17 protein-coding genes and 1 pseudogene are annotated in these 13,132 nt (G+C 36.5%); 12 read left to right on the top strand and 6 right to left on the bottom strand.

Going from position 1 to position 13,132, the window contains the following annotated elements:
• Positions 1 to 245 precede the first annotated feature (245 nt).
• On the top strand, positions 246 to 635 hold the full coding sequence (locus P20429_RS16015; protein WP_007580869.1) for a cytochrome b562: 390 nt from the start codon (positions 246 to 248) through the stop codon (positions 633 to 635).
• Positions 636 to 717: 82 nt separating this feature from the next.
• Positions 718 to 1,104, top strand: coding sequence for an OsmC family protein (locus tag P20429_RS16020; protein WP_007580867.1), 387 nt, complete (start codon positions 718 to 720; stop codon positions 1,102 to 1,104).
• Between the two features lie 62 nt (positions 1,105 to 1,166).
• On the opposite strand, the gene ykgO is transcribed toward P20429_RS16020, so the two are convergent.
• Complete coding sequence (gene ykgO / locus P20429_RS16025) at positions 1,167 to 1,301, bottom strand: type B 50S ribosomal protein L36 (protein ID WP_002958669.1); 135 nt, start codon at positions 1,299 to 1,301, stop codon at positions 1,167 to 1,169.
• A complete protein-coding gene (locus P20429_RS16030; protein WP_007580864.1) occupies positions 1,298 to 1,564 on the bottom strand; it encodes a type B 50S ribosomal protein L31 in 267 nt (88 codons plus the stop codon). Before P20429_RS16030 ends, ykgO begins: the two co-directional genes overlap by 4 nt.
• 241 nt (positions 1,565 to 1,805) lie before the next feature.
• Between P20429_RS16030 and P20429_RS16035 the strand changes: the two genes are divergently transcribed.
• Complete coding sequence (locus P20429_RS16035) at positions 1,806 to 2,075, top strand: hypothetical protein (protein ID WP_007580861.1); 270 nt, start codon at positions 1,806 to 1,808, stop codon at positions 2,073 to 2,075.
• A 328-nt stretch (positions 2,076 to 2,403) separates the two neighbouring features.
• Positions 2,404 to 3,366 carry a sensor domain-containing diguanylate cyclase gene (locus tag P20429_RS16040; RefSeq protein ID WP_007580860.1) on the top strand — a complete coding sequence of 321 codons (963 nt, stop codon included), beginning with the start codon at positions 2,404 to 2,406 and terminating at the stop codon, positions 3,364 to 3,366.
• A gap of 74 nt (positions 3,367 to 3,440) precedes the next feature.
• Here P20429_RS16040 and P20429_RS16045 read toward each other — a convergent pair whose 3' ends face one another.
• Together P20429_RS16045 and P20429_RS20810 are read right to left on the bottom strand one after the other, a co-directional pair.
• Positions 3,441 to 4,481: a metal-dependent hydrolase gene (locus P20429_RS16045; protein ID WP_007580857.1), complete on the bottom strand. Its 1,041-nt coding sequence runs from the start codon at positions 4,479 to 4,481 to the stop codon at positions 3,441 to 3,443.
• 265 nt (positions 4,482 to 4,746) lie between these two features.
• Positions 4,747 to 4,994, bottom strand: a pseudogene (locus P20429_RS20810) (LysR family transcriptional regulator); the annotation flags it as partial.
• A gap of 169 nt (positions 4,995 to 5,163) precedes the next feature.
• On the opposite strand from P20429_RS20810, the gene P20429_RS16050 reads away from it, so the two are divergent.
• Positions 5,164 to 5,643, top strand: coding sequence for a hypothetical protein (locus P20429_RS16050; RefSeq protein ID WP_007580856.1), 480 nt, complete (start codon positions 5,164 to 5,166; stop codon positions 5,641 to 5,643).
• A gap of 22 nt (positions 5,644 to 5,665) precedes the next feature.
• On the opposite strand, the gene P20429_RS16055 is transcribed toward P20429_RS16050, so the two are convergent.
• The gene (locus P20429_RS16055; RefSeq protein ID WP_007580854.1) at positions 5,666 to 6,553 is read right to left on the bottom strand and encodes a LysR family transcriptional regulator; all 888 of its coding nucleotides are present in this window, start codon (positions 6,551 to 6,553) and stop codon (positions 5,666 to 5,668) included.
• Positions 6,554 to 6,669: 116 nt separating this feature from the next.
• On the opposite strand from P20429_RS16055, the gene P20429_RS16060 reads away from it, so the two are divergent.
• The 7 genes from P20429_RS16060 (at position 6,670) to P20429_RS16090 (ending at position 12,157) form a co-directional block, all read left to right on the top strand.
• Positions 6,670 to 7,842, top strand: a complete 1,173-nt coding sequence (locus tag P20429_RS16060; RefSeq protein ID WP_007580852.1) for an MFS transporter — start codon at positions 6,670 to 6,672, stop codon at positions 7,840 to 7,842.
• Positions 7,843 to 8,260: 418 nt separating this feature from the next.
• The gene (dkgB, locus tag P20429_RS16065) at positions 8,261 to 9,076 is read left to right on the top strand and encodes a 2,5-didehydrogluconate reductase DkgB (protein ID WP_007580850.1); all 816 of its coding nucleotides are present in this window, start codon (positions 8,261 to 8,263) and stop codon (positions 9,074 to 9,076) included.
• Positions 9,077 to 9,155: 79 nt separating this feature from the next.
• Complete coding sequence (locus tag P20429_RS16070) at positions 9,156 to 9,443, top strand: putative quinol monooxygenase (protein ID WP_002958660.1); 288 nt, start codon at positions 9,156 to 9,158, stop codon at positions 9,441 to 9,443.
• A gap of 767 nt (positions 9,444 to 10,210) precedes the next feature.
• The gene (locus tag P20429_RS16080; protein WP_007580846.1) at positions 10,211 to 10,555 is read left to right on the top strand and encodes a hypothetical protein; all 345 of its coding nucleotides are present in this window, start codon (positions 10,211 to 10,213) and stop codon (positions 10,553 to 10,555) included.
• A 26-nt stretch (positions 10,556 to 10,581) separates the two neighbouring features.
• On the top strand, positions 10,582 to 10,740 hold the full coding sequence (locus tag P20429_RS20685) for a hypothetical protein (protein ID WP_007378675.1): 159 nt from the start codon (positions 10,582 to 10,584) through the stop codon (positions 10,738 to 10,740).
• Between the two features lie 109 nt (positions 10,741 to 10,849).
• Positions 10,850 to 11,254, top strand: coding sequence for a hypothetical protein (locus tag P20429_RS16085; RefSeq protein WP_007580845.1), 405 nt, complete (start codon positions 10,850 to 10,852; stop codon positions 11,252 to 11,254).
• Between the two features lie 138 nt (positions 11,255 to 11,392).
• Positions 11,393 to 12,157 carry a 2-keto-4-pentenoate hydratase gene (locus P20429_RS16090; RefSeq protein WP_007580843.1) on the top strand — a complete coding sequence of 255 codons (765 nt, stop codon included), beginning with the start codon at positions 11,393 to 11,395 and terminating at the stop codon, positions 12,155 to 12,157.
• Positions 12,158 to 12,232: 75 nt separating this feature from the next.
• Here the strand turns inward: P20429_RS16090 and P20429_RS16095 are convergent, their stop codons facing one another.
• The gene (locus P20429_RS16095; RefSeq protein WP_007580841.1) at positions 12,233 to 13,093 is read right to left on the bottom strand and encodes a delta-class carbonic anhydrase; all 861 of its coding nucleotides are present in this window, start codon (positions 13,091 to 13,093) and stop codon (positions 12,233 to 12,235) included.
• Positions 13,094 to 13,132: the final 39 nt, after the last annotated feature.

The following is a 13,132-nucleotide window of genomic DNA, read 5'->3' as shown; positions in this document are numbered from 1 at the left end:
TTGTCAGCGAGTGTTATATGTACTTATTTGTAAAGGTTATGTGTGTTATTACTCTTTTAAAGTGATTTTTATTAGGTGTTTTTTATTCAAAAAAATCGTTATTTGAATATTTTTCACTATTGCGGCTTTAAAATGATTAATTTGTAAACCCCCTTTACAGCTCAAAGTGCTCATAACAGCTCGTAAAGTTACTTTGCTACGTAAACTTGATACAATTTAGGTGTTTTTAATTAATAGGTTTGACCATGAAGTATTTAGTTATTATTTTTACCTTTGCGTTTAGTTCAATGTCTTTTGCGCAGCAAGAAGTCGATCTTGAAGTAAATATGAAAAACACGGGCCTTGCATATAAACAAGCGGTGCAGGCAACTCAACTTAGTGAATTTAATACTGCGATTGATGAATTTATAAAGCTGGTTAAAGTGAGTAAAACAGGTAAGTTTTACAAAAAACCTGAGCAGTCATTGCAGGGCCTTGATAAAGTGATTGCTCAAGCTGAACTTGCAAAAAAAGCAGCAAACGAGCAGGGGCTAAGTGCGGCAAAAGAACCACTGAAAAATATAGATAATTTACGTAAAAAATATCATGAGTTACACGAGCCTCCAGGGTTCTTTGAATTACTGTTCGGTTCATAAACCTAAACTATATGTATCTTTAGTAGCTACTTTTAAGCTAATTGCGTTAAGGTATCTGCAGCAATAAATATAAGGAAACACAATGGAAATTTCAGTTTCAATGTTAGAAGGCCAAAAGCAAAGCGCTAAATTTGGCGACCTAGAAGTAATAAGCGATCAAAGCGTAAACGCTGGTGGCAATGCAGAGTATCCAGAACCGTTTGATTATTTTTTAGTAAGTATGGTTTTATGTGCAGGTTTTTATACGCGTAAGTTTTGCGAGCAGCGTGATATTTCAACGCAAGGTATGACGCTTACTCAAAATAACGAAAATGTAGATGACAACGGTAAAAAGCTATTTTCAATTGAGATTAACTTACCAGAAGGCTTCCCTGATAAATATAAAAAGGCGCTTATTGCAGCCGTTAATACCTGTACGGTAAAAAAAGTAATTCAGGCAGTACCAGAGTTTTCAGTAGTGGTAAAATAGTCCCCCTAAATTAGGTAGCTTAAGCAAGCTACCTAATTATATGTTGAGCATCCCCGTTTAACTTATTTCTTTTTCATTCCTTGTACTGCTTTAAAGCGTGGGTTGTTTTTACAAATTACAAATACTCGGCCTTTGCGTTTTACAATTTGACACCCCGGACGTTGCTTGGCACTTTTTAGAGAGCTTAATACTTTCATACCTTTTCCTTTTTAACAGTCGATAAACTTTTAAAACGACGATTAAACTGCGCAACGCGGCCATCTGTAGCGGTTGTTTTTTGCTTGCCTGTATAAAATGGGTGCGAGTCACTTGATACATCAATAGGTACGTATGGATATGTATTACCGTCTATTTCTACTGTGCGGCTCGTTTTTATGGTTGAGCCAATAATAAAGTAAGAATCGGCAGCGGTATCGTGAAAAGCAACCACGTGGTAATCAGGATGAATATTTGGTTTCATAATACGCCTCAATAAATGATATGTGATAGTATATCATTTTAATTTAACGTATTTATTCCCCCATTGCAAATTATTTAAATGTTCATCAAAAAGGCCGTAATTGCTGGCTATTTGCGCAAACAAATCAAAAAATAAGCACTTGAATCAAAAATGCTGGCTATTGGCGTTTAGGCTGTTATAACTATATTTAAGAGTTAAAACGTTAACAAATACGGTTATAAAGTTATTACAGAGGTTATGTATGAGTGACGCAACACAACAACAAGAACAAATTGATCAAGGGGTGATGGAAACCCTAAGAGAGCGCGACCACAGTACCTTGGCGCAACAAGTAAATCCTTTAACCTGCAACCACAATGATATTGTAGAGTTACTAGCAAGGTATATGGCACTAAGCGAGCAAGAAGATGATGAGCTGTTTGATGATTGGTTTGATAACCTAACTAAAGAGCAACATACTGTTTTAAAAGTATTTGAAGTTTACCGTGGACAATATGAGCACCAAAATTAAAGTGTTTATTTTTGTAAGTATGCCAAATCCAGTGGTTATTTAAATAAAACTAAATAGCCACTACTACTTTTTCATTAAAGAGTAGCTATGTTGTATCAACCACTACTCCCACCTGTTTAAATCATAATTTTTTGCGGATTGAATCTTATCTTTATTTAGGCACGACTTACTGATATTTATAAATATTTATTTATTGCTATTTTTAGGTAATGTTCTAGTTTGAATAGGCAGACTGTTTATAGTTTAAATAAGTTTATCGGATTATATACTCGAAAATATTCGCTCCAGTTTCGTAATTTATAAAACATTTAAAATTAATAGAGCTTTAATGATTAAACCTGAGATTCCAAATAACGAAGCTGAGCGATTACACGCGCTTAGAGCATTAAAAATTCTAGATACGTCTCATGAAGAGCGCTTTGATCGTGTTACTCGTATTGCCAAGCGTATGTTTAATGTTTCTATTTCATTGGTTACTTTGATTGACGAAGACCGCCAGTGGTTTAAATCAAGACAGGGGCTCGATGCGCCTGAGCTTCCTCGCGAAACCTCATTTTGTGGCCACACCATAAATCAAGACGAGTTATTAATAATCCCAGATACAGCTCAAGACGAAAGGTTTTTTGATAACCCCTTTGTTACAGGCGATCCTAAAGTACGCTTTTATGCAGGCTTTCCTTTAAAATTAAGGGAAGGAGTCATTATAGGCACTTTGTGCCTTGCCGATAATAAACCTAGACAACTCAATGATGAAGAAAAACAATTACTAAGAGATTTAGGCACGTTAGTCGAGCGAGAAATTCAATCAATTCAACTAGCCACAATTGATGAGTTAACAAGAATCTCTAATCGACGTGGCTTTTTAAACCTTGCCGAACATACGCTAAATGTATGTAGGCGAAACAAAGTATCAATGTCGTTTATTTTGTTTGATCTCAATAAGTTTAAACAAATTAATGATATTTATGGACACCACGAAGGCGATTTTGTATTAAATAAATTTGCACAAATTATGCTTAGTTCATTTCGTGATTGTGAAGTAATAGGTCGACTTGGCGGAGATGAATTTGTTGCGATGTTAAGCGACTCAGACGAGACAAAAGCAGAGTTTGTTTTACAAAGGTTTGCGGATGCAATAGAGCATGCTAATAATACCTTAAACAAGCCATACAAAATTGATTACAGTGTAGGAGTAACACACTTTAAACACGATACAGGTAAATCGGTTGAGGATATGATTCAAGATGCTGATGTTGCAATGTATCAGCAAAAAAAGCAGCAATCACTTTAGTGAACTATTTAGTTTAATTGCTGCTTGAACTTCACTTAACTTCCTCATGCTAGTACGAATCTTATAATATGCCGTTATTCGCTATTGCAGTCATTTTTTGCCGCGGGTGATGCTAAAGACACATTTGGTTGCCAGACCCTGTTCCATATTTTATGAAGATTGTTTAAGTTTGGTCTTTGACTTATTTTTTCAAAGTTACCAATGCTCACTTCTGAATCATTTTTTTGACCCACTACAAAATTAAACACATAGTTGCACTCCATGCCCATACGTAAATCAGAAAGTACAATATTGCTTTGCTGTTGGCGCACCGAATAAAACCCTTTAGTAAACCACTGCAAGCGTTTTATAGCCCATTCATCGCTAATATTATTTAACAGTGAAGGCGTTGTTTGATAAGCCGTTAATGTAACATCGCTGGGTGCGTCAAATACTGATGCATAACCTTCGTAGTATTGTCCGTCAGACATCACAACAATACGCCACAGCAAAGTGGTTAGCGGAGCAGGCGTACTAACATACGCATTTACTGGTATTTGTCTGTTGTTGAGAGCCGTTTTTACTTTGTCATCAATATTTACTTTTAAAATTAAAGCGCAAAATAAATATAGACTACTTAAAACTAAAGCCGCTGCATTTATACGATAAGCCGTTGCTGCTTTTATTTTGGGTATTAGCGTACATATTACGCCAATTAATAAAGGAAGCGTGTAAGCAGGGTCAATAATAAATACACTAGAAACCGCAAAGGGGTACTCAGTAAAAGGCCAGAGTAGTTGTGTACCGTATAACGTTAGGCTGTCTAATAGGGCATGTGTAGATAAACTTAAAAATACTAGCCAAAACCAGCGCACTTTATAAATTTGCATTCCCGCGTGTACTTTTAATATTAGCCATACAATGAGCGGGCTAATTAATAAATGTATTAATAACGAATGGCTAAAGCCACGGTGATAAGTAAATGCTTCTACAGATCCGCCATATGGCAAAAATACATCTAAATCAGGGAGCGTGCCTAAAATTGCTCCCCATAAAACGGCTTTTCGACCTATTTTATTGCCTAACACCGCATAACCTACAGCACTGCCTAATGCTACCTGCGTTAAAGAATCCATTTTAATTAATACCTTTAATTACTACTTTTGTTATTTATACTTTTTGATTATTAAAAAGCGTCAAAAAATCGGTTAAAACATTTAATAAGCATATGTATATTAATATACAGAGCTTATAAACTAAGCCTAGGCCTTATAAAATCTAAAAAAAGCCACAATTCGCGATGATACCGCACTGTTTCGCCGCTGCTTGCGCTAAGCGACAACGTAAATAAAATGAGTTTTACTAACGGCCAAGTTTACGAGCATTTAAGTTCGAATCTTATAAATCACCAATACGTATGGCTAAGTCTGTTTTATGCTCGAGTAAATTAATAGTACTGCCGTGTGAGGTTATATCAAGCGTTATGTGAGGGTATTACTTAGCGAATTCACCAATTAAAGGCGTAAGTTGATGCAATACAAAAGGGTTTGCCGCATCTATTAGTTGCTTGCCATTTGGCGCTTGTTTTAAAGCTTTATGGCGTTTTCATCTGTGCATAAAATATTTAGCCTTTCGCAGGCGTATTTTAAAAGTATAGCTTTCCTCGCATTTTAAATTAAGCAAAATAATACCCCGTGGCGACTTATAAGTCCTGTTCCCGTTTAAAATACTGATGGTCAATTTGTTACCATATTTGGAATGATAATTGCCTCTAATTATAAAAATGAAGTCGTCAATTTTTAGACACATGAGGCAAAAATGAATTTTGGAACTCTTTCTTCGCAGTTATACAATGACAATGGCTATTCAAACCTAAGTAATTTAAATAAAAACACTGTAAAAACGGATGATCCTAGTATAAGTCCAGAGGCTAAAGCAGACTCTTCTTTAAATAAAGACGCCGAAAAAACTACGAGCTCTACTGCAGCTACTGAAGACGCAAAGTCTATCATTAGCAGCGAAACAGAAGATTCGAGTGACAATTCAGCAGTTCAAATGAATAAAGCGATCGAGTCAATTAAAGATTTACAGAGTAAAATAAGAGAAATGACCAATAGTTCTGATACGCCCACAGGGGAAGCGGTAGAAGAGCTAAGCGAACTTAAAAAGCAACTCGACAGTGAGCTATCGTCAATACAATTATCAGTGCGTAAAAATGTATCTACTTTAATGGATTCAATGTTTTCATCATCTTCGGATAGTAAACACTCAGGTTTGCTTTTTAATAACCAAGCATAATTTAACTTGCTTTTTAATATAGTTATAAGCTTAGTCGTGGCTTTATAAAATCTAAAAAAGCCACAATTCGAGACGATACCGCACTGTTTTTATAATACACGGCTTGTACAACCTCTCGGTTATTAGGTGAGCTAACTGCACTGGGTAACACTTCAACTAATTTACCTGTTTTTAGGTCATTGCCAATCATAAAGTGAGAAAGTAACGCCACACCTTGGTTTGCAATACATAGTTGGCGCACTGTTTCGCCGCTGCTTGCGCTAAGCGAAAACGTAAATAAAGCGGGCTTTACTAACGGCCAAGTGTTTAATTTAGGGGAGTCACTAAAACCAATTAACTTATGGTTTTGTAAGTCATCTACTTGTGTAATTGCTGCGTTGTTTTTTATATATTCTGGGCTGGCTACAATACGTAACTGACTGCTGCCGAGTTTACGAGCATGTAAGTTTGAGTCTTTTAAATCACCAATGCGTATGGCTAAATCGGTTTTATGTTCAAGTAAATCAATAATGCTGTCGTGTGAGGTTATATCAAGCGTTATGTGAGGGTATTGCTTAGCAAATTCGCCAATTAAAGGCGTAAGTTGGTGCAATACAAAAGGGCTTGCAGCATCTATTCGCAGCTTGCCACTTGGCGCTTGTTTTAAAAGCTTTATGGCTTCTTCACCGGTATAAAGCGTATTTAATCCTTCGCGCGCATATTTTATAAAAGTATGGCCCTCTTCGGTAAGTTCTAATCGGCGTGTTGTTCTGTTTAGTAAAGTGCATTGCAGTGTATTTTCAAGGCGTGATACAGCTCGCGACACTTTAGCCACTTGTTGATCGAGCAAATTAGCTGCCCCCGAAAAGCTTCCGCAATCTACTACCGTTATAAACGTTTCTAAATCTTCAGTTTTTGAATGAACAGCCATAAGTATACCAACACCATCTTTGCATTATTAACAAAAGTATTTTGTCACTAATGCTATTTTTTGCAAACGATATTTTAGCCAAACTACATTCTTCAAATATTAATGAGGACATAACTATGCCATTGGCTTTGTGGGCGCTTACCTTAAGCGCATTTGCAATCGGAACAACTGAGTTTGTAATAGTGGGATTAGTACCCACCATTGCAAACGACTTAGGCGTAAGCCTACCTTCAGCAGGTTTGCTTGTAAGTTTATATGCGGTTGGCGTTGCCATTGGTGCGCCGGTGCTAACAGCTTTAACGGGTCGTTGGAATCGTAAAGTGGTACTAATAAGCTTAATGGGCTTATTTGTTTTAGGTAACTTACTTGCATGGCAAGCGCCAAGTTACGAAACATTAATACTTGCGCGCATTTTAACGGGGCTTGCCCATGGTGTGTTTTTTTCAATCGGATCGATGATCGCCACAAGTCTAGTAAGCAAAGACAAAGAAGCCAGTGCAATAGCCATTATGTTTACCGGGCTTACTGTAGCACTAGTAACTGGTGTGCCACTAGGTACATGGATTGGACAACACTTTGGTTGGCGTGCAACGTTTTTAGTTGTGTCGGTATTAGGTTTAATTGCATTAATCGGCAGCTCTATTTTAGTACCAAAAAACTTAAAACAATCAATACCAGCCACGTTTAAAGAGCAACTACAAGTAGTTGCAAAACCGCGTTTATTACTCGTGTATTTAATGACGATATTGGGATACGGTGGCACGTTTACAGCGTTTACTTATTTAGCACCTATTTTAGAGCAACAAACAGGTTTTGCGCCTTCGGCTATTGCTTTAATAATGCTTGTTTACGGTGTATCGGTAGCGATAGGTAATATTTGGGGTGGAAAGTTGGCCGACAAACGCGGCCCAATTAGCGCACTAAGCATTATATTCAGCGCTTTGAGTATTATTTTACTGATATTTACTTTTACGATGGAATCAAAAATTGCTGCTGTACTTACTATTTTAGTCTGGGGCGCATTTGCTTTTGGCAATGTGCCAGGCTTGCAACTTTATGTAGTAAAGCAAGCGCAAAAGCACACGCCAAATGCGGTAGATGTTGCATCAGGTTTGAACATAGCCGCATTTAATATTGGTATTGCGCTTGGCTCAATTATTGGTGGTAGCGTAGTAGAGAATATGACCCTGCAAGATACAGCATGGATAGGCGCCGTTATCTCTGTTTTAGCACTTGGTGTTACACGCTACAGCGGTATGCTTGATAAACGTGAAATTCAGCAAGCATAAAGCCTTAGCAGGGTCTGTTGACCTTTTAGGATTAAATTTGTTCAATCTAGGGAGGATTTAATCACGGAGCGAGGTTTGTAACCTAGTGGGCTAAGTAAAAATCGAGGGACAAAGAGTAAATCCACCCTAGGAAGAACCTACAGGCAGCGCGTATTTGGCATTTATGCTGCGTTATCGCTTATTAATGTGGAACAACCACACTGCATAGGCTCTGCCTTGCCTAAATACCAAATACACTGCTGCAAATGTAATCTCTAAAGATTAACAGACCTAACCTTGAAACTAAAATTAATGACCTCATACCTGTTATGAGGTCATAGATTTTTAAGTGACAGTCGTAATAAGAAGTAAAAGGTGTATTTCGTAAAACTTCAGAGAAGTTTGTATTTCAAAACCGATTATTTTATAAGGATAAACCATGACAAAACGTGTAATAGAAATGCCAGAACTCGGTATGGGAACATTCCGCTTAGAGGGCGACACTGCCTATAATTCAGTAAAAATGGCGCTCGAAGTTGGGTTTCGCCATATTGACACCGCACAAATTTATGGCAACGAAGAGCAAGTAGGTCAAGCCATAAAAGATAGTAATATTCCGCGCAGTGAAATATTCTTAACTACCAAAGTGTGGAATAACAAATTAAATAAAAGCGACTTTATCCCAAGCGTTAAAAAGTCACTTGAAAAGCTACAAGTTGATTCGGTCGACTTACTGCTAATTCACTGGCCATCGCCTGCTAACGACGAGCCAATGAGTGAATACCTCACTGAATTACTAAAAGCGAAGCAGCTTGGTTTAACTAAGCACATTGGTGTATCAAACTTCACCATTGCAAACTTAAATGAAGCAATGCAAACGCTTGACTCGCGTGAAATATTTACCAATCAGGTTGAGGTGCACCCATATTTAACTAATACTAAATTACGCGCATTTTGTGCTCAGCACGACATTCATGTAACAGCGTACATGCCATTTGTAGTAGGCAAAGTACTTAGAGATCAAACCATTATCGACATTGCTAAAAAGCACGATGCAAGTCCAGCACAAGTTGTTTTAGCATGGGTTAACGCCAGTGGTATGACGACAATTCCATCATCAACTAAGCGTAAAAACTTAGAAGATAACTTTAACGACCACGTTAAATTAGATGATGAAGACATAGCCCGCATTGATGGCCTAGATTGTGGCGACCGCCAAGCAACACCAGAATTTGCGCCGCAGTGGGATCAGTAAACTTACCTCAAACGCAAAGTTAAACTAAATATTTTAAGGTGTAGATTATCTACACCTTAACTTTTGAAAAGGAATACACATGTTAACGGTTATAGCTGCACTGTCGTGCAAAAATATTGATGCAGATGTAATGCTTACAGCACTTGAAAACTTACAAAAGTCATCGCGCCAAGAAGTAGGGTGCTTACGTTATGAACTATCGGTAAAAAGTGATGATGAACATACCGACTATGTAGTTAGTGAACAATGGGCGTCTGACGAGCACTTTGAAGCGCATAAAAACGAGCCACACTTTAAAGCATTTGGTACGCAAGTTACTGGGCTTTTAACCAATAGTAGTATTGATGTATATAAATCAATTGGTTAAATTCTTTCTATACTGCCTATTATGGTACGTATTAAAATACTTAGCTAAATTACATATCATAAAGTAAATACTCAAATAGGTGCTGTTAACCTACATCACCTTTTATTCCTACAGCCCAACCTGCCTAAATACTCAACTTCGCCAATATCAATGAAACCTATTAGGACTCTTTTTTGTTAATGCACAGTGCGTCGAAATCAAAAGAGGTTCATAACTTTATTAAAGTCGTTTTGGTATCACAATTCACTCTAATAAATAGCCTATTTAATTTGTTGTTTACATTAAAGTTCTCTGGTGTAAATTATAGAAATATAATATGGCATTTTAGTCAGCCATAAATAGTCCGAGTGGTACTGAGTAAGAGACTCAAAATAGCTAACTATTTATATATTTTTTGTGTGTTATATTTTTAGAGCTGAGTTAATTAAACCAATAGTGGAGACATGGGTATGGAAATTAATAAATCTAATCAATCTATTCTTATTTTTGTAATTCCTTTATTAACTGCGTATTTCGGATCAAAAGTCATATTTCACTTATTTGCTTTTGAGTATCTTGTGTTTACAGATACTTTTGACATTCTAAAGCTACTCATTGATATTAGTGTATTTGGAGTGTTGTTCTATATTAGTTCACTGGGTGTTGGTTACTTCATCAGAGCTAAAACATAAGTTTTTTAATCATTAGTTGGTAAATTGCTAGCTGAAAAATCACAGCTAATAAAGCTTTAATAGCCTTTAGCTGTATCTATTTATATGGAAATAATAATGAAAAAATTAATCGCAATTATAGCATTGTTAGGCTTTGTCTCATTTGCACAAGCTAATGATAGTTTTGTAGTGAATGCCAAGTTTTATGATAATAAAAACTTAATTGGTTCACCTATTTTAGTAGTAAATTCAAACGAAGAGGCGTCAGTTTCAGTTGAAAATTCGTATAGTTTTGCTCTTACAGTAACGCCAATTGATGATTCTACTGTTAGTTTAGCAACTGACCTAAAACTAGGTGGAAAACATATGGCTCCCTCTTTAGTTGTTGAACTAGGCAAAGAAGCAAGTATCAATATTGATGGTAAAGAGCTTTCAGTTTTAGTAAGCAAATCAAACAGCTAACAAGTTAAAAATTAGGAATGTAATTAATGAGAAACTCAAGAAATGAAATAGTAAAATATGGAGTCTCTTTTGGTACAGCCCTAGCAATTGCTATTTCATGGAGTGCTAACGAGTCTGTGTTATGGGCAATTTTGCATGGTTTTTTATCTTGGTTTTATGTTATTTGGCATGTAATTACGCGATAAGTGTTTTCGCGTGTGCACTGATTGATTATGTAGATTGCGGTCAATGTGAATACTTGAGCAATTACCATCTAAAACAAATAAGTCAAAAATATAAAAGGAATAATTAATAATGAAAGGTGCTGGTGGAAGCTCTGGTGGTATTGGGCATTTTTTTATTGGTTTAATTATGATGTGCGGTGGCTTTTATATGCTGCTAAACGCAATTTCGGTGACCTCTAATTTTGGACTAAGTTCTCGCATTTATAGTGTTAATGCTTTAGGTGGCTTTGGCGTTACAGGCGGCATGGTTATGATCCCGTTTATTTTTGGTGTGGGTCTGATTTTTTATAATTCTAAAAACATTTTAGGCTGGATACTATCTCTTGGCTCGTTAACCGCACTCATATTTGGCGTTATATCGAGTGTGCGATTTAGTATGCGAACTATGACGTCGTTTGATTTGATTGTTATTATAATTTTAGCGTTTGGTGGCTTAGGGCTGTTTTTACGTTCGCTTAAATCTATTGATACTTAAATAATTCCCACGCTTTGTTTTAAATACAATTTTAATTATAGGCATTTAACATGATGTTCTAATGCCTAAGCTAATACATTAATAATATAACCCTTCCTATTTACTGCTTAACCAGTAACGTATTTTAAAGAGATTTATGTGAACAACTCAATACAACTAAAACTAATTGCTACTCACTTATTAGCACAAAGAGAAGAAAACCCAGCACGTTCAAACTTTCCTAAAGAGTTAGTACTAGATACGACTGACGATGCAATAGAAGTACAAAAGTTGATGATTTACTTAAATGATCAAACTGTATATGGCTGGAAGTGTATGCTGCCTTTAGATGATGGCTCAATTATATTAGCGCCTCTTTTACATGCACCTATAAAACAAGCTGAAAATTGCCCACTGTATACAACAAACAACAAAGCGCTGATAGAACCAGAAATTGCATTTATTTTGCAAAGCGATTTACCAAGTAATAAAACCTATACAAATGAAGACGTAGATACTGCATTTGCCAGCGCCCATTTAGCACTTGAGCTTATTCAAAAAAGGTTTGATGAAGACACTCCAAGCACTCACATTGAAAAGCTGGCCGATGGCCTATCTAATCAAGGCGTGTATTTAGGCCCGCAAATAGATAAAGCCAAAGCGTATAACGCAAGTACTGTAAATATCAACGTTAAGCAAACTGAGCTGGAGTTAAACTTGGCAGGTGTGCACCCTGCAGAGCTTGCGCAGCTTCCACTTTATTGGGCGGTTAATTACTTATCAGCAAAGGGAATTAATTTAAAAGCAGGGCAAGTGTTTATAACTGGTTCTTACTGTGGTGTTGTTGAGCTTAATACTAATGAGCAAACATGTATTACATATAAAGATTTAAATACATTTGATGTGACATTTTTATCCCATTAAGCGTAATACTCATTTTAACGGTCATAATAAAACAACCCACTAATTCGTGGGTTGTTTTATTAGGCTAAATTTTAATTATTTTATTTTAGAGAGTAATGCAGGATTTATTACGAGATTTCGTACGCCGTGGGCATGATCTTCATTAAAGGTGTTACTTTCACACCATTTGCCAACACTGTTTATATCAACCTTTGCTACTTTTGGTTTAACTGACCATGTTACTTGAAAAGGAGAGCCTGCCTCGTTGTAACTAGGACCAGTAGTTGAACCGCTATAAACAACCGATTTACCCGTATTTGTAGGTGTAGCAATAGCTTGATAGTAACCATTAACAGATGACACGGAGCTTATTTGAGCAAAATCAAGTGCGTTAGCATCGTTTACTAATACATATACTTGAGCTTCAACACGTAGTTGCGGATTTTTAATCGAATCACTTAAACAGCTACCCAAGGTAGGGCCTGGTTTTACAATTGCTGACGTATGAACGTTATGAACCTCAATGGTATCGCCAACTAAAAGCGCGCCGTGATCGCTTGGACAAATTTCAATTTTTGCTGGTTTACTTTCACTTTTAGTTAAAGAGCCTGAATATAAGTAGCCACTTTTAAAGCCTTTTCCATTACCATTTCCGGCATATTTACTAAACTCGCCACCGGCATGTTCAGCATTTTTATGAAAGTGTATATTACATAAGTTCATATTTGATGAAGTTGGGGCATGAGAGAAAACTACGGTGTTTTCGCCTTTATAATTATCAATATTGCGTGGAGATTGTGGGCCAAAGCCTTTATTCGCAGTGTTTTTAGCAAGTGCTGCACGCTGCATTTTTATTATGTCGTCATTTGCTATTTCGTGGTTAGCTTTAGCTAGCGTATTAAAAGATAGGATAGTGATTACAGCAGAAATTACACTTATTTTTGTTTTGATTGTCATTGAGTCAGTGCCTTTAAATCATGTTTTACGTAACAATTA

This window comes from Pseudoalteromonas sp. BSi20429, from assembly GCF_000238895.1.
In the GTDB taxonomy this organism is placed as follows: Bacteria; Pseudomonadota; Gammaproteobacteria; order Enterobacterales; family Alteromonadaceae; genus Pseudoalteromonas; species Pseudoalteromonas arctica.
The sequence above is the reverse complement of the archived record's forward strand: the minus strand, read 5'-3'. Positions and strand labels throughout refer to the sequence as shown.

What these genes read in the sequence shown, in the direction of transcription:
- P20429_RS16015 (WP_007580869.1), top strand. Translation starts at nt 246, where the DNA reads ATGAAGTATTTAGTTATTATTTTTACCTTTGCGTTTAGTTCAATGTCT.
- P20429_RS16020 (WP_007580867.1), top strand. Translation starts at nt 718, where the DNA reads ATGGAAATTTCAGTTTCAATGTTAGAAGGCCAAAAGCAAAGCGCTAAA.
- ykgO (WP_002958669.1), bottom strand. Translation starts at nt 1,301, where the DNA reads ATGAAAGTATTAAGCTCTCTAAAAAGTGCCAAGCAACGTCCGGGGTGT.
- P20429_RS16030 (WP_007580864.1), bottom strand. Translation starts at nt 1,564, where the DNA reads ATGAAACCAAATATTCATCCTGATTACCACGTGGTTGCTTTTCACGAT.
- P20429_RS16035 (WP_007580861.1), top strand. Translation starts at nt 1,806, where the DNA reads ATGAGTGACGCAACACAACAACAAGAACAAATTGATCAAGGGGTGATG.
- P20429_RS16040 (WP_007580860.1), top strand. Translation starts at nt 2,404, where the DNA reads ATGATTAAACCTGAGATTCCAAATAACGAAGCTGAGCGATTACACGCG.
- P20429_RS16045 (WP_007580857.1), bottom strand. Translation starts at nt 4,481, where the DNA reads ATGGATTCTTTAACGCAGGTAGCATTAGGCAGTGCTGTAGGTTATGCG.
- P20429_RS16050 (WP_007580856.1), top strand. Translation starts at nt 5,164, where the DNA reads ATGAATTTTGGAACTCTTTCTTCGCAGTTATACAATGACAATGGCTAT.
- P20429_RS16055 (WP_007580854.1), bottom strand. Translation starts at nt 6,553, where the DNA reads ATGGCTGTTCATTCAAAAACTGAAGATTTAGAAACGTTTATAACGGTA.
- P20429_RS16060 (WP_007580852.1), top strand. Translation starts at nt 6,670, where the DNA reads ATGCCATTGGCTTTGTGGGCGCTTACCTTAAGCGCATTTGCAATCGGA.
- dkgB (WP_007580850.1), top strand. Translation starts at nt 8,261, where the DNA reads ATGACAAAACGTGTAATAGAAATGCCAGAACTCGGTATGGGAACATTC.
- P20429_RS16070 (WP_002958660.1), top strand. Translation starts at nt 9,156, where the DNA reads ATGTTAACGGTTATAGCTGCACTGTCGTGCAAAAATATTGATGCAGAT.
- P20429_RS16080 (WP_007580846.1), top strand. Translation starts at nt 10,211, where the DNA reads ATGAAAAAATTAATCGCAATTATAGCATTGTTAGGCTTTGTCTCATTT.
- P20429_RS20685 (WP_007378675.1), top strand. Translation starts at nt 10,582, where the DNA reads ATGAGAAACTCAAGAAATGAAATAGTAAAATATGGAGTCTCTTTTGGT.
- P20429_RS16085 (WP_007580845.1), top strand. Translation starts at nt 10,850, where the DNA reads ATGAAAGGTGCTGGTGGAAGCTCTGGTGGTATTGGGCATTTTTTTATT.
- P20429_RS16095 (WP_007580841.1), bottom strand. Translation starts at nt 13,093, where the DNA reads ATGACAATCAAAACAAAAATAAGTGTAATTTCTGCTGTAATCACTATC.